The sequence below is a fragment of the Microvirga pudoricolor genome, from assembly GCF_016892705.1.
Lineage (GTDB): Bacteria > Pseudomonadota > Alphaproteobacteria > Rhizobiales > Beijerinckiaceae > Microvirga > Microvirga pudoricolor.
Map to the genome: position 1 here is coordinate 518,716 of NZ_JAFEMB010000002.1, position 19,281 is coordinate 537,996.

Annotated in this window: 15 protein-coding genes; 5 read left to right on the plus strand and 10 right to left on the minus strand. The window is 66.4% G+C overall.

The genetic code is table 11. The annotated features are described in order from the left end of the window. Positions 1-286 precede the first annotated feature (286 nt). Positions 287-928, plus strand: a complete 642-nt coding sequence (locus tag ILT42_RS11435; RefSeq protein WP_204215723.1) for a LysE/ArgO family amino acid transporter — start codon at positions 287-289, stop codon at positions 926-928. An 8-nt stretch (positions 929-936) separates the two neighbouring features. Here the strand turns inward: ILT42_RS11435 and ILT42_RS11440 are convergent, their stop codons facing one another. Together ILT42_RS11440 and ILT42_RS11445 are read right to left on the minus strand one after the other, a co-directional pair. After that, complete coding sequence (locus ILT42_RS11440) at positions 937-2,130, minus strand: cell wall hydrolase (RefSeq protein WP_204215724.1); 1,194 nt, start codon at positions 2,128-2,130, stop codon at positions 937-939. A 133-nt stretch (positions 2,131-2,263) separates the two neighbouring features. Continuing rightward, the gene (locus ILT42_RS11445; protein WP_204215725.1) at positions 2,264-3,064 is read right to left on the minus strand and encodes a helix-turn-helix domain-containing protein; all 801 of its coding nucleotides are present in this window, start codon (positions 3,062-3,064) and stop codon (positions 2,264-2,266) included. Positions 3,065-3,202: 138 nt separating this feature from the next. On the opposite strand from ILT42_RS11445, the gene ILT42_RS11450 reads away from it, so the two are divergent. Then, entirely contained in the window at positions 3,203-3,607 is a 405-nt protein-coding gene (locus tag ILT42_RS11450) for a hypothetical protein (protein ID WP_204215726.1), read from the plus strand. Between the two features lie 59 nt (positions 3,608-3,666). Here the strand turns inward: ILT42_RS11450 and alaS are convergent, their stop codons facing one another. After that, positions 3,667-6,315 (minus strand): alanine--tRNA ligase, encoded by a 2,649-nt coding sequence (alaS, locus tag ILT42_RS11455; RefSeq protein ID WP_204215727.1) that lies wholly within the window; start codon positions 6,313-6,315, stop codon positions 3,667-3,669. A gap of 781 nt (positions 6,316-7,096) precedes the next feature. Between alaS and ILT42_RS11460 the strand changes: the two genes are divergently transcribed. Continuing rightward, positions 7,097-8,233, plus strand: a complete 1,137-nt coding sequence (locus tag ILT42_RS11460) for a calcium-binding protein (protein ID WP_204215728.1) — start codon at positions 7,097-7,099, stop codon at positions 8,231-8,233. A gap of 116 nt (positions 8,234-8,349) precedes the next feature. Here the strand turns inward: ILT42_RS11460 and ILT42_RS11465 are convergent, their stop codons facing one another. Further along, positions 8,350-9,234 carry a DMT family transporter gene (locus ILT42_RS11465; protein WP_204215729.1) on the minus strand — a complete coding sequence of 295 codons (885 nt, stop codon included), beginning with the start codon at positions 9,232-9,234 and terminating at the stop codon, positions 8,350-8,352. Positions 9,235-9,343: 109 nt separating this feature from the next. Between ILT42_RS11465 and ILT42_RS11470 the strand changes: the two genes are divergently transcribed. Continuing rightward, the gene (locus ILT42_RS11470; protein WP_204215730.1) at positions 9,344-9,724 is read left to right on the plus strand and encodes a winged helix-turn-helix transcriptional regulator; all 381 of its coding nucleotides are present in this window, start codon (positions 9,344-9,346) and stop codon (positions 9,722-9,724) included. A gap of 142 nt (positions 9,725-9,866) precedes the next feature. On the opposite strand, the gene recA is transcribed toward ILT42_RS11470, so the two are convergent. From recA to cckA, 3 genes are all read right to left on the minus strand, one after another. Continuing rightward, positions 9,867-10,961: a recombinase RecA gene (gene recA / locus ILT42_RS11475; protein ID WP_324617729.1), complete on the minus strand. Its 1,095-nt coding sequence runs from the start codon at positions 10,959-10,961 to the stop codon at positions 9,867-9,869. A 243-nt stretch (positions 10,962-11,204) separates the two neighbouring features. Continuing rightward, positions 11,205-11,690: a hypothetical protein gene (locus tag ILT42_RS11480; RefSeq protein WP_204215732.1), complete on the minus strand. Its 486-nt coding sequence runs from the start codon at positions 11,688-11,690 to the stop codon at positions 11,205-11,207. Positions 11,691-11,786: 96 nt separating this feature from the next. Then, positions 11,787-14,318, minus strand: a complete 2,532-nt coding sequence (gene cckA, locus ILT42_RS11485) for a cell cycle histidine kinase CckA (protein WP_204215733.1) — start codon at positions 14,316-14,318, stop codon at positions 11,787-11,789. 392 nt (positions 14,319-14,710) lie between these two features. Here cckA and ILT42_RS23080 point away from each other — a divergent pair, with 392 nt between their 5' ends. Beyond that, complete coding sequence (locus ILT42_RS23080) at positions 14,711-15,841, plus strand: flagellar biosynthetic protein FliO (protein WP_204215734.1); 1,131 nt, start codon at positions 14,711-14,713, stop codon at positions 15,839-15,841. 90 nt (positions 15,842-15,931) lie between these two features. On the opposite strand, the gene dksA is transcribed toward ILT42_RS23080, so the two are convergent. The 3 genes from dksA to ILT42_RS11505 form a co-directional block, all read right to left on the minus strand. Continuing rightward, entirely contained in the window at positions 15,932-16,351 is a 420-nt protein-coding gene (gene dksA, locus ILT42_RS11495) for an RNA polymerase-binding protein DksA (RefSeq protein WP_204215735.1), read from the minus strand. Between the two features lie 175 nt (positions 16,352-16,526). Continuing rightward, complete coding sequence (locus ILT42_RS11500; RefSeq protein ID WP_204215736.1) at positions 16,527-17,558, minus strand: hypothetical protein; 1,032 nt, start codon at positions 17,556-17,558, stop codon at positions 16,527-16,529. Beyond that, positions 17,533-18,906, minus strand: a complete 1,374-nt coding sequence (locus ILT42_RS11505; protein WP_204215737.1) for an MBOAT family O-acyltransferase — start codon at positions 18,904-18,906, stop codon at positions 17,533-17,535. Before ILT42_RS11505 ends, ILT42_RS11500 begins: the two co-directional genes overlap by 26 nt. Positions 18,907-19,281 lie beyond the last annotated feature (375 nt).

Genomic DNA, 19,281 nt, shown 5'->3' on the forward strand with positions numbered 1-19,281 from the left:
CCAACCGGCGGCGACGGATCGCGGCCGGGCCGGCTCTTCGCCATCCAGTCGGCCATCGCGCGGTTTAACGACCTCGCGCCGAGGACGTGCGACCGAACCTGCGCATTGTGGCGCCCTTCACTCTCCTGGCCGCTCGAACGGGGCAGTATCGAGCCTTGAGGACAGGCGGCCGCCGCGTCAGAGGCGCCGCAACGGCAAGCATCGAGAAGACCGGTCTGTCTGCAGGGTGAACGCCAGCCCTGCCCTTCGGCCTCAGCGGGCGGTCGTTCGATCCAGGAGAGCTGCCTTGTCCATCTCATCCCTCATCCAACACGCCGGCACGGCGGGCTTCATGCTCGGCGTGAGCTTCATCTTCTCCATCGGGCCGCAGAACCTGCGGCTCCTGCAGGCCGGCTTCACGCGGCGGCACGAGATGACGGTCGCGACCGTGGGCTTCGTATCGGAGGTCGTCATCGTGGTCGCGGGCCAGATGGTCTTCGAAACCGCCATGACAACGGCCCCCGCCCTCGCCGGGATCCTTCAGGCGCTCGGCATCGGCTTCCTGGCCTGGTGCGGCGTGAAGTCTCTCGCCCAGCGCAGTCAGGGCGGTCTTGCGGCCATGGGAGAACTCTCGGGCGACACGCGCCTGCGCGCGGTGATGTCCATGCTGGCCGTCACGTGGTTGAACCCGCTGCTCTACCTCGAAGCCCTATTCCTGCTGGGCGTCCTCGCCTCGACCTACGACAGCGCCGAACGTTCGTGGTTCTTCGTGGGCTATCTGGCGGCCGCCGCGATCAAGTTCTACGGCCTCAGCTTCGCGGGCCGCGCCGTGTCACCCTGGCTGAGCCGGCCCGGCTGGCGCGCCGGCTTCGATTCCGCCGCCGGCACACTCCTAATCGGAACGGCCCTGCTGATGAGCTGGCAGCTGTTGCCGGGCGGCGTGGGCTGAAATGCCGGTCAGGTCTGGCCCGGTTTCAGCTTGTAGAAGATATGCCGGCCGATCACGTCCATCTTCTTCAGACGCCTTGCCCAGTAGGGCCGGACATAGTCCGCGTGATAGTGGGTCGCGCCGCCCACATCGGCCAGATAGGTCTTGCCCTCCAGCACCGCGCTGGCGATGCGCTTGGCGCGCTCCCAGGATTCCGTGTCGGTGGTGCGAAGCGCCTTACCCTCGCAAGCGAAGGTGAACTGGCAGGCGAGATGCCGGTGGCGGTTCTGGTACACCACGCCGCAGATGCTGGCCGGATAGAGACCGCTGCGCACCCGGTTGAGCACCACCTGGGCCACCGCCGCCTGTCCGGACTCGGATTCGCTCCGGGCCTCGAAATACACCGCTTCCGCGAGGCAGCGCTGCTCCTTGCCCATATTGTCCGGGTCGATCAGGTCGACGTAGTTCGGCTGGCTCTCGGTTTTGGGCGCGAAGGTCAGGCCGCCCTCGATGCGGGACACGGGCGCGGCCGCGATCTCCATCGGCGTCATCTCGACGGGCGCCGGAGTGGTCGATGAGAGCACGATGGCGCGGGAGGTGGAGGGCGTCGTGGAACTGGCGGCGGCGCCCGTGGAACCCGCTGCCGCGGCGGCGGGCGATTGTATCGACGTGGCCTGACGCGTGGTGGTGAGCTCCGGCGCCTGCCAGGGCTCGAACCCCTCCTGCTGCAGGGGCGGCGCTTCGAGCTTGCCCTGCATCAAGACGGTCGGCGGCAACAGGCGCTCGTCCCGGTTGAACATCAGCCGCGCGCTGCCCGGCACTAGCTCGCCGCGCAAGGTATTGGCCATGCGGGAGATCGTCGGGCGCACGGCCACCACCGGGTTGCCTTTCAGCGTCCGGTCGACGGTTGGCAGGTTCGGCACCGGATGGGACTTCCGGTCGGAGCGCGGAGGGCTGCCGATGGCGGTCGCGAACGCGTCTTCGGGCAGGTCGTAACGGGGAATGTTGCGCAGCACGGTGCTGCCGAGATCGACCCCCACCATGTGGCCGGCGGGGGACGAGATCGGCGGCACGATGCTGACGGATTCCGTCAGGTACGCGACGGCGCTGCGCGTGGCGGCGCTCACGCCGGACCCGGCGTCGTTGCTGGCCGAGGCCGTGAACGAGAGGAGCATGCCGCCCGCGAGCACCCAGGGCACCACCGTGGCGCAGATCCATTTCATACTGGAACGACGTTGGCGCAACCGCACGCGACTCACACCCTACTCGACGAGGCCTAGGAGCATCCGACGGAACGCTCCGGTTCGGTATGGTTATCGCCGAGTAAGGTTGATGGGGGGTTAACCGGCCTTGCGGCTATGGGCCGGCGAGCGCCCTCAGGGCCCGCGCCGTCTCCGCGTCGGCCGGGTAGAACGCCTCGATGGCGAGCTCCGACAGGGTCACGTCGACAGGCGTCCCGAAGACGGTGGTGGTGCTGAACAGGGAGAGCACGCCCGCATCGGTGCGCAGCCGCAAGGGAACGACCACCCCGCCGTAATCGTGGCCGAGGGTCCCGCCCCGCTCCGCCCCCTTCGGTACCGGAAAGGCCCGAAGCTCCTCCATGAGGGCGAGCAGGACCGCATCCGCCGTGAGACCCACCTGATGCACGAGGCGCGCGATGAGGTGAGCGCGCCATTCGTTGAAGTTGACGACGCGCGAGGCGAGCCCGTCCGGGTGCATGCTCAGGCGCAGCACATTGGCGGGCGGCACCAGGAGCGCGGGATCGACGCCCGTCATCAGCGGCGTCAGCGCCGCGTTGGCCGCGATGAGGTTCCAATGCCGGTCGACCGCGAGCGCCGGAAAGGGCTCGTGCCCCTTCAGGACCAGATCGACCGCCCGTCGCGCCGCCGCCAGCGCCGGATCGTCGAGGCGCCTCTCCGGGAAGACCGGGGCGAAGCCGGCCGAGACCAGGATCACGTTGCGGTCCCGCAAGGGAATGTCGAGGCGCTCCGCGATGTTGAGCACCATCTCGCGGCTGGGCTGCGAGCGACCCGTTTCGAGGAAGCTCAAATGGCGGGTGGAGATCTCGGCGTCGAGGGCGAGGTCGAGCTGGCTCATGCGGCGGCGCTGGCGCCATTCGCGCAGGTGCTCGCCGACGGGTTTGGTCGTGTTCAGCATGGGGCGACGATAGCCCAAGCCGCGAGCCCTCTCCATGACCTGCGAGGTAATCGACCCGCCTCCCGTTTCGCGAAACCATGGGCACAAGGTCGACCGCTCAAGACGGCTCCGACCTCCCAACTTCAGAAGGAGAGCCCCATGCTGACGATCCAATCCTCGACGCTCCTGCGCCAAGCCCTTGTCGCCGACGCCACCACGACAGCCGCCTGCGGGGCCTTCATGCTGGTCGGCGCGAGCCTCCTGTCCGCGGTGCTCGGGCTGCCGGCCCCGCTCCTGGCCATCGCCGGTGCGGTGTTGATCCCCTATGCGATCTTCGTGGGATATCTCGGCGTGAAGCCGGAAGCCTCGCGGATGTGGGTCTGGGCCGTGATCGGCGCCAACCTGCTCTGGACCGCCGACAGTGCCCTCTTGCTGCTCAGCGGCTGGATCGAGCCCACACGAGCCGGAACGGCCTTCGTGGTCGCCCAGGCGGCCGTGACCTTCCTGTACGCGGACCTGCAATACCTGGGCCTGCGCCGGTCGCGGGCGGCCGCGATGGCATAAGACGCTCTCACGAGCAAACGGTCCCGGGTCCGCCCGCGCGGCCCGGGATGACGTTTGGGTCAGGCTGCGGCGAGAGCCGCTTCGATGGCGGCGAGAGCCGCCTCGGCCTGGGCCCCGTCAGGCCCGCCCGCCTGGGCCATGTCGCGGCGACCGCCGCCGCCCTTGCCGCCGAGCTTTTCGGAGCCGATGCGCACGAGGCTCACGGCGTCGTACTTGCCTGTCAGGTCCTCGGTGACGCCCACCACGATTCCGGCCTTGCCGTCCTCGCCCACGCCCACGATGGCGACCACGCCGGATCCGAGGCGGCGCTTGCCCTCGTCGGCCAAGGACTTGAGGTCCTTCATCTCGATGCCCGAGATCGCGCGGGCCATAAGCTTTATGCCGCCGACCTCGCGCGGAGCCTCCTCGCCGCCGCCCGCGCCGCCCATGGCGATCTTGCGGCGGGCCTCGGCGAGGTCGCGTTCAAGCCTCCGGCGGTCCTCGATAAGGGCGTTCAGGCGCTCGGTCACGTCGTCCACCGGGGCCTTGAGCAGGCCGGCGACCTCGCGCAGCTTGCGACTTTCCTCGGCGAGGTGACGCCGGGCGGCATCGCCCGTCATGGCCTCGAGACGGCGAACGCCCGCCGCGACCGCGCCCTCCGACACGACCGTCACGAGGCCGATATCGCCGGTGCGGTTCACATGGGTGCCGCCGCAGAGTTCGACCGAGAACGTGCGGTTGCCCTCGCCCTTGCCCATGGACACGACACGAACCTCGTCGCCGTATTTCTCGCCGAAGAGCGCGCGCGCGCCGGACTCGATGGCCTCGTCCACGGCCATGAGCCGCGTGACCACCGGCTCGTTCTGAAGCAGCACGCGGTTGGCGATCTCCTCGACCTGCTTGGCCTCGTCGTCGCTCACCGGCTTGGGATGGCTGAAATCGAAGCGCAGGCGGTCGGCGGAGACCAGCGAACCCTTCTGGGCCACGTGATCGCCCAGAACCTGCCGCAGGGCCTCGTGCAGGAGGTGCGTGGCCGAGTGGTTGGCGCGCACCGCCGCGCGGCGCCCGTGATCGACCTGAAGCTCCACCGCCTGGTTCATCTTCAGGGTGCCGTGCTCGACGGTGACGTGGTGCACGAACAGGTCGCCGAGCTTCTTCTCGGTGCCGGTTACGCGCATGCGGGCGCCCTCGCCCTGCATAAGGCCGGTATCGCCAACCTGGCCGCCGGATTCGCCGTAGAAGGGCGTCTGGTTGACGATCACGAGGCCGGTCTCGCCGGCTTTGAGCTCCGACACCTCGGCGCCGTCCTTCAGGAGAGCCAGCACCACGCCTTCGGCGGTCTCGGTCTCGTACCCTAAGAACTCCGTCGCGCCCACGCGCTCCTTCACGCCGAACCACACGGTCTCCGTGGCGGCCTCGCCGGACCCCGTCCAGGCCGCGCGGGCCTTCTGGCGTTGGCGCTCCATGGCGGCGTCGAACGCGTCCGTGTCCACGCCGATCCCGCGCGGCTTCAGCGCATCCTGCGTGAGGTCGAGGGGGAAGCCGAAGGTGTCGTACAGGGTGAACGCCGTCTCGCCCGACAGGCTCTGGCCCTTGGTGAGAGACCGGGTCTCCTCGTCGAGGATCGACAGGCCGCGCTCCAGGGTCTTGCGGAAGCGCGTCTCTTCCAGCTTCAAGGTCTCGGTGATGAGCGCCTCGGCGCGGATCAGCTCGGGATAGGCCTGGCCCATCTCGCGCACCAGCACGGGCACGAGGCGGTACATCAGCGGTTCCTTGGCGCCCAGCAACTGCGCGTGGCGCATGGCGCGGCGCATGATGCGGCGGAGCACGTAGCCCCGGCCTTCGTTCGACGGCAGGACGCCGTCGGCCACCAGGAAGCAGGACGTGCGCAGGTGATCCGCGATCACCCGGTGCGACGCCTTGCGGTCGCCCTCCGGCGCCACGCCGGTGGCATGGGCCACGGCCTCGATGAGGGTGCGGAACAGGTCCGTGTCGTAGTTCGAATAGACGCCCTGCATGATGGCCGAGATGCGCTCCAGCCCCATGCCGGTATCGATGGAGGGCCTGGGCAGGGCGATGCGGTTGCCGGGCTCGATCTGCTCGTATTGCATGAACACGAGGTTCCAGAACTCCAGGAACCGGTCGCCGTCCTCTTCGGGGCTGCCGGGCGGGCCGCCCCAGAGCTTGTCGCCCTGGTCGATGAAGATCTCCGAGCACGGGCCGCAGGGGCCGGTATCGCCCATCTGCCAGAAATTGTCCGAGGTCGGGATGCGGATGATCTTGGAATCGGAGAAGCCCGCGATCTTCTTCCACAGATCCGCCGCCTCGTCGTCGGTGTGGTAGACCGTGACGAGGAGCTTGTCCTTCGGCAGCTGGAATTCCTTGGTGATCAGGGTCCAGGCGAGCTCGATGGCCCGCTCCTTGAAGTAATCGCCAAAGGAGAAGTTGCCCAGCATCTCGAAGAAGGTATGGTGCCGGGCCGTGTAGCCCACATTGTCGAGATCGTTGTGCTTGCCGCCCGCGCGCACGCATTTCTGCGAGGTCGTGGCCGTGCTGTAGGGGCGCTTCTCGACCCCCGTGAACACGTTCTTGAACTGCACCATGCCGGCGTTGGTGAACATCAGCGTCGGGTCGTTGCGCGGCACGAGGGAGCTCGACGGCACGGCCTCGTGGCCATTTTGGGCGAAGTAATCGAGGAAGGCCGACCGGATTTCGTTGACGCCGCTCATGGAAGTCTGTGCTCGGGTAAGGGGCGCGAGCGCCCGCAAGGCTGGAGGTTGGGCCCGTTTCTAGACGCCCGCAGGGGCGCTGTCGAGGCAGATGCGACGGCGGGCGCGCTCATCGGGATCATTCGCCCTCATCGCGCAACGTAGAGAACGTACCCAACAAAACCTTGTGGATCGTTATAACAATGTATCAACCGAGGATAGATTTGCAGTGATCTTAAACCTCTAATGGAGCTCCCGGCCAGGATTGCTGACCTCAAGGCATTCCGCCGAATGAAAGGACCTTCCACAAATGACGTTATCCACTCTCGAGTTGAGCCTGATGTACCACGAAGCAACCTATGGCGGGAGTGCAGGTTACGGCGGATCGCAGGTCGGCAACGTGGTCGGCAATGGGGTCGATTGGAACGGCATCTTCGGAGGCAGTGGCAGCCAAGACGGAACCGGTGGCTCCGGAGATGCTGGTACCGGCAACTCTCCAAGTGATGGCGGGACGTCCGCAGGAGCAAGTGACGGGGGAACACAGGCACCGAAGCCGAAAACTACGCAATTCAGAGATAAAAATGGAAATCCCATCGATCTCAAAATGTATCACTATTATCTAAAACATGCACCTGGCATCGATGCTTACTATAACGGGACCTTCAAAAACGAAGAAGGGAATTTGGAGTACTGCGATGGATGGGTCATCAAGTACGGAGAACCCTTCAAGCTTCCAAACTGTCCCAACATCTTTGTCAGTGGGATCTGGCATTCCGATGAGACGGACTACGCGCCGCGCGCAATGTCAGTATCGCAAAAGTATACGCTCACTGAAAATGGCCAGCACATCGTCATTGCAGCGCAGATTCTTCTGAACGGCGACGATCACAAGCAAGGCACCTATGACAATGACCTGATCTTCGCGGGCGGCGGGAACGATGTCATCGCGGCCGGCGCAAACGACGATGTCGTTTTCGGCGAGAGCGGCTTCGATCTCCTGAAGGGCGAGGATGGCGAGGATACCTTGCTCGGAGGCTCTGGCGACGATGTCCTCTTCGGCGGCAGGGGGAACGACTATCTCGAAGGCCAGGGCGACAACGATGTGCTGAGCGGCGATGAGGGAATGGACTATCTCGGCGGCGGCGCCGGCAACGACACTCTCGGCGGCGGCAAGGGCGACGATGTCCTCGACGGCGGCGGCGGCCATGACGTGCTTTGGGGAGGGTCAGGTCACGACGTCCTCGTCGGCAATGACGGCAATGACTGGTTCGCGGGCGAAGAGGGCGACGATGTGATCGAAGGCGGCGCCGGGAACGACGGCGTCTGCGCGGGCATCGGCAATGACAGCGTCAACGGCGGCGCCGACAACGATACCATCTTCGGCGAGGACGGGGACGATTTCCTCAACGGCGAGAGCGGCAACGACGTCATCTCCGGCGGCAACGGCAGCGATGTGGTTTGGGCAGGGCTGAACGACGACAGCGTCAAGGGTGATGCCGGCAACGACTCGCTCTGGGGCGAGCAGGGCAACGACACGATCATCGGCGGGAACGGCAACGACCACCTGCTCGGCGGCGACGGCAACGATTACCTCGACATGGATTGCGGCGCGGCCGCCGGGGCCGACATCCTCGACGGGGGCTACGGCGACGACATCCTCATCGGCGACGGGGTCGGCTCGCTGCTGATCGGCGGCTGGGGCCGGGACACCTACCACATCCGGCCCTGGGCCAAGACCACCATCGCGGACTTCGCCGCCGGTGCCGACGATTACGAGAAGATCGTCGTCTACAAGAGCGTGTTCGCCGATTATCAGGCGCTGATGCAGACGGCGCGGCAGGTGGGCCACGATACGGTCATCGCCAAGGGCGAGTTCAGCCTCACCCTGACCGGCGTGAGCAAGACCAGCATGCACACCAACGACGTGCTCTTCATCTGAGCAAAGACCCGTCAAAACCAGGAAGGCCGGGCCAGTGCCCGGCCTTTCTCATGCGGTTGCGCCCCTCTATCGGGCCGCGTCCTGCGACGAGCCGTCGAGCCTGTGCTCTTGCCAATCTATCCCAGCACGATCACGCCGGTCCCCAGGGCGACGAGGCCGGCGCCGATCCAGGCTGGGAGCGGGGGACAGCGGCCGCGGATGTACCAGATCATCGGCAGCATCAGCACCGGCGAGATGGAGCCCAGCACCGTCGCGAGGCCCGTGGCGCTGCCACGAAGGGCGTAGAGCAGCAGGCTGACGGCCAGAACATAGCCGAGAAATCCGGGCACCATCGCGGCCATCACCAAGCGCGGCGTCGGCGTCGAGAGGGGCCTGAATGCGGCCGACGGCCAGAAGCCGAGCAGAATCATGATGACGGCACCACCTCCCGTCCTCAAGGCGGAGGCGGCCAGTGGCTCCACCCCGGCAAGAAGCACGGGCTTGAGGGCGATCAGGGCAACCGCCTGGGCGGCCGCCGCCAAGATGCCGAGACCGACGACTTGGCCGATGGGCCCGTCGAGGGGTTCGAGGCCCGTGCGCCCGGCCCCGTAGAAGATCGCCAGACCGACCCCGCACAGGACGACGGCTCCGCCGAGCAGCTTCGGGGCTGAGATCGCCTCGCCGAGAAAGAGATAGCCGAGGCCGGCGGCCATCGGCGCCGCAAGCGCCAGGAGCAGTTGGTTCCGCCTCGGTCCGCCACGGCGGAGGCAGCCGATCATCGCCAGGTTTCCGACGAGGACGCTGACGATGCTGATCGCGATGGCCGGCGTGAACCGCCAGTCGAGATTGATCCATTGCCCGGTTGCGGTCACGAGCAGGATGAGGAACGACGAAGCGCCGATGAGCTGCACCCGCGTGAAGGCAAAGGCCCCCAGCTTTCGCGCGGGATCGTGGGCCAGGATCGCTCCCAAGGCCCAGCACAAGGATGCTCCGAGGGCGGCAGCTAGGGCGAGGAAGGGCATAGCTGTCTCGATTGCTACTGAATCAGTAGCACAGCGATATACGAGGGCACTGCGAATTGCTACTGCATTACATCGACCGTTCGAGCAAGCCATCGGAGATGGAGCTTCCATGCCTGAACTTTCCGTCCGCGGCTCACGATCCCGCAAACCGATCATGGTCTTGTTCGACCTCCTGGGGCGTCGCTGGGCCATGGGCGTGCTCTGGACATTGTGCACCAGCGGCCCCTGCACCTTTCGCGATCTTCAGGACCAATGCGGGTCGGTCTCGCCCTCCGTCCTGAACGCTCGCCTCAAGGAACTGCGCAACGCCAAGCTGATCGGCCATTCCGGCCAGGGCTACCATGCCGAGCCGTTAGGCTTCGAGCTTCATGAACGGCTCGTCCCGCTTGGGGCCTGGTCCCGATCCTGGGCAGCGCTGCTCGCGTCCGATGCGCCAGAGGCCCGGCATGAGACAGCGTTTACGCAACCGGACAGGTCTTCCGGTTCGTGATCGCGAGACCGCATCTGCGGCGGTCAAATGAAAAGACCGCCGCGATCGCTCGCGACGGCCTGTTGTTTGCCCTTGAAGGAGAGCAAATCTCTTCGTGAATGACCCTGTCGGAGAACCGACTGCGGCTCATCCGGGCGGTGCATTATTCCGCGGAGCCCTCGTCCAGATCCTCGGCCGTGGGGGTGGCTTCTTCGAGGATGCGGTCGGCGAGCAGGCCGGAGTTCTGCCGGATCTGGCCTTCGATCTTGTTCGCCACGTCGGGGTTGTCGCGCAGGAACTGCTTGGAGTTCTCGCGGCCTTGGCCCAGGCGCTGGCTGTCGTAGGAGAACCAGGCGCCGGACTTCTCGACGATGCCGGCCTTGACGCCCAGATCGATGAGCTCGCCCACCTTCGAGACGCCTTCGCCGAACATGATGTCGAACTCGACCTGCTTGAAAGGCGGTGCCACCTTGTTCTTCACGACCTTGACGCGCACCGAGTTGCCGATCGGGTCGTCCCGGTCCTTGAGGGTCGAGACACGGCGGATGTCGAGGCGCACGGAGGCGTAGAACTTCAGGGCGTTGCCGCCTGTCGTGGTCTCCGGCGAGCCATACATGACGCCGATCTTCATGCGGATCTGGTTGATGAAGATCACCATGGTGTTCGACCGGGAGATCGAACCGGTGAGCTTGCGCAGGGCCTGGCTCATGAGGCGCGCCTGGAGGCCCGGCTGCACGTCGCCCATCTCGCCGTCGAGCTCGGCCTTCGGCGTCAGCGCCGCCACCGAATCCACGACGAGCACGTCGATGGCGCCCGAGCGCACCAACGTGTCGCAGATTTCCAGGGCCTGCTCGCCCGTATCGGGCTGGGAGATCAGCAGGTCGTCCAGATTGACGCCGAGCTTGCGGGCATAGACGGGATCGAGGGCGTGCTCCGCATCCACGAAGGCGCAGACGCCACCCTTCTTCTGGGCTTCGGCGATGGTGTGGAGGGCCAAGGTCGTCTTGCCCGACGATTCAGGGCCGTAGATTTCGACCACGCGGCCGCGGGGAAGACCGCCGACGCCGAGCGCGATGTCGAGGCCCAGCGATCCCGTCGAGACCACTTCGATCTCCAAAGGCTTCTGACCCTTGCCGAGCCGCATGATCGAGCCCTTGCCGAAGCTGCGCTCGATCTGGGAGAGCGCCGCGTCGAGGGCTTTCGACTTATCTTTATCCATGGATGAGCTTTCCACCAGTCGCAAAGAGGACTGAGACATGACCAGGCTTCCTTATGGCACGGGGTGCTTGTGAATCTCAACGGGAGCTGTTGAGACAATGTATGTACTCTTTTTGTTCCGATGCGCAAGTTCCTTCTTCGTTCTCGCCCCGTAAAATGTGGATAAGGACGGCGGCCCAATTGCCGCACCTGTTTTTCCGTTTATTTATAGTATCTTAACTGTTTACGAGAGCGGCTCGTTAGCTTCCCTTTGGGCATGGCCGGCGGCGCCTGGAATACCTGCTCAGGACTTGTTCGCAGTCAGGCTCGCCTTCAGCTTTTTGACCACCTCGTCCATCGACGGATTGGCCTGGAAATGGATGCCCGTATTGCCGGATTCCTGCCGCATCAGACATCCCACGAAATACACTTCTCGATCGCCGAAGCTCCAGATTTGGACGGCCGTCGCGTGTCCTTCGACGTCGATGTCCGGCAGGGTCCGTTCCAGCCTGGGAGACTTGTCCTTGAAATATCCCTGGATGGCGTCGGTGAGACGGGCCGCCATCGTGCGGGCGTTCTCCGCCTCTGGGGGATCCGGGTCGAGGGGCGTGACGGCCGCATCCACGTCGTTGGCCATGAAGGCCTTGAGGGTTGCGCGGCAGGTCTCCGGGCTTGGAGCGATCTTGGCCTGCGCCGGCATGAACCAGAGACCCGAGGCCGTGATGGCGCCCAAAATCGGGCCGAGGACGCGTTTCTCCGGAGGGAGATTTTTGCAGGCATCGCGTCTCATAACCCACCTCGCCATCTCTCGACCGATACAAGGTTATCGTTTCCCGCCTGGCCGAGTCGAGGGTGGCGTCCGGCGATCCGGAGCCGGGCGCGGCCCCTACTTGCCGATGACCTGTTTCACCGTCTCGACCAGCTGGCGCAGGCTGAAGGGCTTGGGCAGGAAGTTGAACTCCTCCCCCTCCGGCAGGTTCTTCTTGAACGCGTCCTCGGCATAGCCCGACACGAAGATCACCCTCAGGTCGGGGTAGATCTTGCGCAGTTCGCCCAGGAGGGTCGGACCGTCCATCTCCGGCATGACCACGTCGGACACCACGAGGTCCACCGCCGCGCCCCGCTCCTCCATGACCTCCAGGGCTTCGACGCCGGAGGCGGCCTCCAGCACCGTGTAGCCCCGCGCCGAGAGGGCGCGGGCGTTCACGGCGCGCACCGGATCCTCGTCCTCCACCAGCAGGATGGTGCCCTGGCCCGTCATGTCGGCGGCGGGCTTCTTGACCGTCTCGGCCTTCACCTCCTCGGGCTCGGCCACTTCCTCGGGGATGTGGCGCGGCAGGTAGATCCGGAAGACCGTGCCGTGTCCCAGGCGCGAGTCCACGTCGATGAAGCCCCCGGACTGCTTGATGATGCCGAAGACCGTCGACAGGCCGAGGCCCGTGCCCTTCCCCACTTCCTTGGTGGTGAAGAACGGCTCGAAGATCTTCTCCAGCACCTCGGCGGACATGCCGCTGCCCGTGTCGGAGACCTCCACGAGAACGTATTCGGCCGGGGGCATGCCGCTCACGTTGAGGCGGGCCGCCTCCGGGGCCGGGACGTTGGCGGTGCGGATCGCCAGCTTGCCGCCGCCCGGCATAGCGTCGCGGGCATTCACCGCGAGGTTGACGATCACCTGCTCGAACTGGTTCACGTCCGCCTTCACGAACCACAGGTCACGGCCGTGGTTGAGGTTCAGCTCCACCCGCTCGCCCAGCAGGCGCTTGAGCAGCATGGAGAGGTCGTAGAGCCGGTCGTTGAGGTTGAGCACCTCCGGCCGCAGGGTCTGGCGGCGCGAGAAGGCGAGCAGCTGGCGCACGAGGCTCGCGGCCCGGTTGGCGTTCTGCTTGATCTGCATGATGTCCTGGAAGGACGGATCGGTGGGGCGGTGGTTCGTCAGCAGCAGGTCGCTGTAGCCGATGATCGCCTGGAGCACGTTGTTGAAATCGTGCGCCACGCCGCCTGCGAGCTGGCCGACCGCGTTCATCTTCTGGGACTGGGCGAGCTGTTCCTCGACCCGGCGGAAATCCGTCGTGTCGAGAGCGTAGAGGATCGCCCCCTCGCCGTCCGCATCCGCGTCGCTCACGGGCGTCACCCAGACGCGCACCGACTTCTCGCCCTCCCCCGCGGCATGCAGCTCGAGGGGCTGGATATCGCTGCGGCCCTCACCGGCGGCCTTGAGGGCCGCCTCGACAGTCGGGCCCTCCCCGCTCCGGAACGCGGACACCACCGCCGGCCCCTCGCCTTCACCGGTGCTGGGCGGCAGTCCGAACAGGCGGGTGAAAGGCCCGTTGGCCTGCACCATGCGCCCCCCGCGGTTGACGGTGGCGATGGCGATGGGCGTGTTGTTGAAGAACCGGGCGAACCGGACCTCCGCCGCGCGCTGGCCCTCGTCCACCTCGACGCCCGGCGAGCGGTTCAGAACGAGGGTGCGGGAGGGACCCATGCGGCCGTCCTGGCCGAAGGCGATCCGGTGATAGAGCCGGACAGGCTGGAATTGGCCGTTGCGGCGGCGCAGGTCGAGATCGAACGTCTCGGTGCGCACGCTGCCGGGCTCGCCCGTGAAGCCCGACATCATCGCAACCACGTTGCGGGGCACGATGTCCGACAACGCCAGGCCGCCGGAGCCCACCTGGGCAAGGTCGTAGTCGAGCCACGCCGCCAGGGTCGCGTTGAGGTACACGATGGACCCGCCAGGATCGATGGACAGGAAGCCGGCCGGTGCGTGGTCCAGATAGTCGATGGCGTGCTGGAGTTCCTGGAAGACGTTCTCCTGGCGCTCGCGCTCGTGGGTGACCTCGGCCACGGACCACAGGGCCGCCTTGAGCCCGCCGGAGCGCCCGAGCGGACGCACCCGGACCCGGTACCAGCCGAACTCGTGCCGCCCGTCGAGGGACGGTGACAGCCGGATCTCCTCGCCGCCGCTCCGGTGCTCGCGGGCCGCCTGGGCGAGGCGATAGATGGCCTCGGACACCTCCGGGGCGCCCGTGAAGAGACGGTCGACCGGCCGGGTGTCGCCGCCGCCGGGACCCGCCAGGGTGAGGTAAGCCTCGTTGGCGTAGATCACTCGGCCGTCGTCCTCCACGACGATCAGCCCCTCGCCGGCCGTGTCGGCCATGGCCTTCGTGATGTCGTTGCGGGCCGTCTGTCCGCCGAAATGGATGACCCCGACCGCAGCCGCGAACAGGAAGAACACGCCCGCCATGGCGAAAACCGCCAGCAGGGCGAGGATCAGGGGCTGCGCCTGCTCGGTGTCCAGGAACCGCAGGCTCAGGACCGCGCCGACCAGCAGGGCGGCGAGCAGCAGGACCAGGCCGATATGGCCGGACCTCTCCGTCCGTTCGATCGCACCGCCGGTGGGGATGTCGCCCTCGTGAGCCATGGAAGTCTTCAAGTCCTCTCAAGCAAGCGCTCGGCGGCTCGAGTTTTCCTCGCCGGCCTCGTGCACGCGCTCCCGCCCCAGAATAGTGCCACAATGTTTAACGTTATGCTTCCGATCCTCAGGATGAAGCACCCGCAGGCGAGGGCGCAAATCGCAAACGTCATGTCTTGAAGTGCTGCCCCAACTGCACAGATCAAGCAACGGCCTGAATATCCACGCCGGGCGACGAGTGAAACCGGATATCAATACAGTGTCTTTCGGGGATCCATTATCCACTGCTAGTGCACTGCGTTAACCATTCATTAACTCTTTGTCCGCCGTGCGACGGCGATGTGTTAAAACAGTCGTGAGAAGTGGCCCGTCCCGGGCCTCACAACGCTTGAGAGTTCATCGTGTTGTCTCAGTTTGGAATAGAAGGTTCGCGGGCGACCCAGTACGTCATCGCCTTTGCGATCATTCTGGCGCTTGTCCTGCTCTTCGCCTGGGTGCTGCGCCGCCTCACCGGCGGGCGGCTCCTCTTGCCGGGTCAGGATCGCGGTCGCTCGCGCCAGCCGCGCCTCGGCATCGTCGACATTTACGACCTCGACCGCCAGCGCCAGCTCATCCTGCTCCGCCGGGACAATGTCGAGCACCTTCTGCTCGTCGGCGGCCCCAATGACGTGGTGGTGGAGACCAACATCGTCCGCGTTCCGGGCGCGCGGCTGCCCGCGGGCCCGAACGAGCCCGTCGCGGAGCGGCCCGAGCCGGTTCTCGAGGCCCCTCCCCGGCCGCAGGTCGAGCCCCCGGGCCGCCCGTCCATCGAGACACAGCTCGCCGCCCAGCTCGGCGCCTTCGTCAAGCGCCCGTCCGAGGAGTCGGACGCGCACGAGGAACTCGCGCCGGTGTCGTCCGTGAGCGCGCCCATCCCGGCCCCGATCCTGCCGCCCCAGCCCGAGCCGCTTCTGAAGCCGACGCGGATCGAGCCGGTGGCCTCGGCGGCACCCGTCTTCCCGGACATTGCGCCGAATGCGCCCGAGCCGCAGCGCCGTCCGGAGCCGCCCCGGCCCGTGTCGCCACCGCCCCCGCGCCCAGTTCCGCCCGCGCCTCCGGTGCAGCCGGACCCGGTGCGCCCGCCCGTGGAACCGCCAGCTCCGGACGCCGCCATCCTGTCCGACATGGCCAAGCAGCTCGAACAAGCCCTGAAGCGCCCGGCCCAGCCGGTAGCTCCCGTGCCGTTCCTCGCTCCGGACCCGGTGGTCGACGTGGAGACCGAGCGCGACGAGCCGGTCGAATCGTCCCCGAGTCCGACCGTCGCTCCCTTCCCGGTCCAGCCCGCCGCCGCGGACCGGCCTGCGGAGGAAGCCAAGGACCATGGCTCCCGTCCGTCCGGGGAGCCGCCGAAAACCGCCGCTCCGGCCCCGGCTCCCGCGGTAACGCCCGCAGCGGCTCCGGAGCCGGCCAAGGACGTGAGCGATCCCTTCTCGGTGGAGGAGATCGAGGCCGAGTTCGCGCGCCTCCTCGGCCGCCCGGGCGAGAAATCCTGATCCGGGCCGCATCCCTCCGAAGGAAAATCCCGCCAAAAGCAAAAGGGCTCCAAACCGGAGCCCTTTTTCGCATCTCGGGAAAGCTTTCGGTCAATCGTCCCGGTGGACGCGTTCGTTGCGCTCATGGCGCTCCTGCGCCTCAAGGGACAGGGTGGCGATCGGGCGGGCCTCGAGACGCTTGAGCGAGATCGGATCCCCGGTTTCCTCGCAATAGCCGTACGAGCCGTCGTCGATCCGCGAGAGGGCCGAGTCGATCTTGGCGATGAGCTTGCGCTGGCGGTCGCGGGCCCGCAATTCGATGGCCCTGTCGGTTTCGGATGAGGCACGGTCGGCGAGATCGGGATGATTCTCGTTCTCGCTTTGGAGGGCCGCCAGCGTCTCCTGCGCTTCCTTGAGAATATCTCCCTTCCACCGAACCAGCTTGCGACGGAAATATTCCTTCTGCCGCTCGTTCATGAAGGGTTCGTCGTCCGTCGGACGATAACCTTCTTCGATTACGGTATTCGTCATGTAGGCCGTTCATCCCCGTGGAGTGTGGCGCCCCTATATATGGGTTGGGGGCCGACCACAACGGATCCTGCGGTGGCGGTCCGGTCACGCCGCAGGCGCTTCCCGCTTGTTTTTTAAGCACTTGCCCGCCTGCCCCGACGAAAGAACGAGACGCCGGGCTCTGGTTTGGCTGCCGTTAGGGCATTTGCTTCAGCGCGCCCGCGATATCGGCCTCCACCAGATGGGCGATGGGAAGCCTGTAATGGGTCAGGTCGAAATACAGGTCCGGGTCCCGGTTCTCGGGCCTGTCCACCCGCCAGTCGATGAGCGCCGTCCGTGGCCGATCCCCGAGAGCGGAGCGGAGCGCCGCCTTGCAGGCCTGGTCCTGGTATCCCCGGGCCGTTCGGGGCAGGGTCAGATAGTTCTTATAGTTCGGCGGGAACACCACGACGAGGCGCGTCCGGGCCGGGAGCGACCCGGCGAGGGCCTTCAGGCTGTCGGCGGCCGGGAAGTGGCGCTGGCCCGCCATCGGGTCCTGGTCGAGCACTTGGCTGTCGCTCTCGGGTCGCTTCTCCAGCCGCTGGCGTAAGGTCGGGTCCGTCGCGTAGCCCAGGTTGCGGTACTCGGGCTCATAGTTCCAGTAGCCGTCCGGACGAGCCCTCTCCTCGTCGCCGAACACGTAGCCCAGGCGCCGGGGCACCTCCTCCAGGATGTCGTAGCGCAGGAGGTTGCGGGCATAGTCCAACGGGTTGGCGCTGAAGAGCCAGAACGGGAACGGCTTCTTGTTGGCCATGGTCGGATCCAGCGTGCACCATTCCTCGTCCGCACTGATGACGATGGCCTCCGGGGCCTTGTCCCTGTGCCGCAGGAACCAGTCGATCAGGACGAGTTGCTCCTTGGGGCCCGAGGCCGGCACGGAGAGCTGCACGAAATCGAGGCCCGTCGATTGCTTCAGGCGCTCCGGCGACAGGAGCTGGATGTGCGAGTTGCCGAAGATGGCAGCATTGTAGGCCTCGTCCCGCCCCCGGCTCGCCGCCGCCGTGCGCGGCCCTTGCGGGCGCACGCCCACCTTCTCGAACAGGCTCGAGCGGCCCGTGTCGTAGGGATCGACCGCGTAGGCGAAGGCCAGGATCGCGACGAGCAGCGCCACCGCCACTCCCACGAGGGTGAGCGCGAAGCCGCCCCATGGGGAGCGGACTGGTTCAGAACTGGAAATAGATGAACTCATAATTCGCATCATCGCCGATCTTGAACAGGACGATCACGAAAAGGATCGCGAACAGCACCGCGATCCAGCGGCGCGGCGGCAGCTTGTGCACGAAGGCCCAGGCCGTGGGGCCGATCACCGCCACCGCCGCCGCGATGGCGATGGCGCGCCACTTGAACCCGGCCCCGAAGGATCCGAGCCCGAACAGCCCCTCGTAGATCCGCAGAGCGCCCTCGAAGGTGGTGGCGCGGAACAGCACCCAGGTGAGCAGCACGAACGCGAAAGTGAGCGCCCAGCCGACCAGCACCGGCATGCGCAAGCCCGCCTTGCGCCAGAGGACCCCGAGCGCGAGTCCCGCCCCATGCGCCGCCCCCCAGGCCACGAAGGTCAGGCCTGCCCCGTGCCACAGGCCGCCCAGCGTCATGGTGGCGAAAAGCGCGCCGAGCTGGATCGCAAGGCCCCGCCGGTTGCCGCCCATGGCGATGTAGAGATAATCGCGCAGGAAGCGGGACAGGGTCATGTGCCACCGCCGCCAGAAATCCTGCAGCGACACCGACCGGTACGGGCTGTCGAAGTTCTGCGGCAGCACGATGCCGAACAGCAGCGCGAGGCCCAGCGCCATGTCGGTGTAGCCGGAAAAGTCGAAATAGATCTGGAACGTGAAGCCGAGCGCGGCCTGCCAGGCCTCCACGAAGCTCACGGCGTTGCCCGCATCCGCCGCCTGGAAGATTGGGTTGACGTAGGCCGCGAGCTGGTCGCCGATGAACACCTTCTTGGCGAGGCCGACGACCAGCAGCATCAGGCCGCGCGCGAAGCGCTCCGCCGCGTCCGAGCGCTCGTAGGGGCGCTCGTCGAACTGGTGCATGATCTCGCTCCACCGCACCAGCGGACCCGCCAGCACCTGCGGAAAGAAGCCGATATAGAGCGCGTACCGGACCAGATCGTAGCGCGGCGCTTTGCCGGCCTTCAGGTCCGTCAGGTACATGATGTGGTGGAACGAGAAGAACGAGATGCCGAGCGGCAGAGCGATGTCGTAGCGCGGCGCGTGCAGGCCGGGGATCAGGTTCGCCAGGTCGGCGAAGAAGTTGAAATATTTGAAGATCGCCAGGACGATGAGGTTCGCCGCGATGGCGGCCGGGATCAGGACGCCCCGCCCCGACCGCATGAAGGCCTGGGCCACGAGCCAGTTTACCAGGATGGATGCCGCCAGCAGCGGGATGAAGCGCCAGTCCCAGTAGCCGTAGAACACGAAGGACAGGACCGCGAGCAGCGGCAGGCGCCACTCGGGCCGGAAGCGTTCGGCGAGCCAGTGGGTCAGCAGCGCGACCGGCAGGAAGGCGAACAGGAAGACGAACGAGTTGAAGAGCATCGCGGCTGGAATCTGCGTTTCGGGCGACGGGCGCCCTCATGCGCCTCAAGGCGGGTTCTTGTGGGCGAAGGCCGGGGTTCCGTCAACCTTATGGGTGCGCGACGTGCCCTCCCGCTCGTAGGGGCCTCAGTCGCGAAGCGCGCGGGGTGGGGGTGGAGAGGCTGGAACTGTCGCCCCACCGATAGAGCGCGAAGCTCTCCACCGTCATGCCCGCACTTGATGCGGGCACCCACGGGCCGCGTCGCTGGGTCGCTGGACGTGGGTGGCCGGGTCAAGCCCGGCCATGACAGCAGAGAGATCGTATTTTCGCGAGCAAAACTCGCGCAAGAGTCAAAAAGCTTGGGTATACGGAACCGCCAACAGCCGAGTTCGTTG

What these genes read in the sequence shown, in the direction of transcription:
- ILT42_RS11440 (WP_204215724.1), bottom strand. Translation starts at nt 2,130, where the DNA reads ATGAAATGGATCTGCGCCACGGTGGTGCCCTGGGTGCTCGCGGGCGGC.
- ILT42_RS11445 (WP_204215725.1), bottom strand. Translation starts at nt 3,064, where the DNA reads ATGCTGAACACGACCAAACCCGTCGGCGAGCACCTGCGCGAATGGCGC.
- ILT42_RS11450 (WP_204215726.1), top strand. Translation starts at nt 3,203, where the DNA reads ATGCTGACGATCCAATCCTCGACGCTCCTGCGCCAAGCCCTTGTCGCC.
- alaS (WP_204215727.1), bottom strand. Translation starts at nt 6,315, where the DNA reads ATGAGCGGCGTCAACGAAATCCGGTCGGCCTTCCTCGATTACTTCGCC.
- ILT42_RS11460 (WP_204215728.1), top strand. Translation starts at nt 7,097, where the DNA reads ATGTCAGTATCGCAAAAGTATACGCTCACTGAAAATGGCCAGCACATC.
- ILT42_RS11465 (WP_204215729.1), bottom strand. Translation starts at nt 9,234, where the DNA reads ATGCCCTTCCTCGCCCTAGCTGCCGCCCTCGGAGCATCCTTGTGCTGG.
- ILT42_RS11470 (WP_204215730.1), top strand. Translation starts at nt 9,344, where the DNA reads ATGCCTGAACTTTCCGTCCGCGGCTCACGATCCCGCAAACCGATCATG.
- recA (WP_324617729.1), bottom strand. Translation starts at nt 10,961, where the DNA reads ATGTCTCAGTCCTCTTTGCGACTGGTGGAAAGCTCATCCATGGATAAA.
- ILT42_RS11480 (WP_204215732.1), bottom strand. Translation starts at nt 11,690, where the DNA reads ATGAGACGCGATGCCTGCAAAAATCTCCCTCCGGAGAAACGCGTCCTC.
- cckA (WP_204215733.1), bottom strand. Translation starts at nt 14,318, where the DNA reads ATGGCTCACGAGGGCGACATCCCCACCGGCGGTGCGATCGAACGGACG.
- dksA (WP_204215735.1), bottom strand. Translation starts at nt 16,351, where the DNA reads ATGACGAATACCGTAATCGAAGAAGGTTATCGTCCGACGGACGACGAA.
- ILT42_RS11500 (WP_204215736.1), bottom strand. Translation starts at nt 17,558, where the DNA reads ATGAGTTCATCTATTTCCAGTTCTGAACCAGTCCGCTCCCCATGGGGC.
- ILT42_RS11505 (WP_204215737.1), bottom strand. Translation starts at nt 18,906, where the DNA reads ATGCTCTTCAACTCGTTCGTCTTCCTGTTCGCCTTCCTGCCGGTCGCG.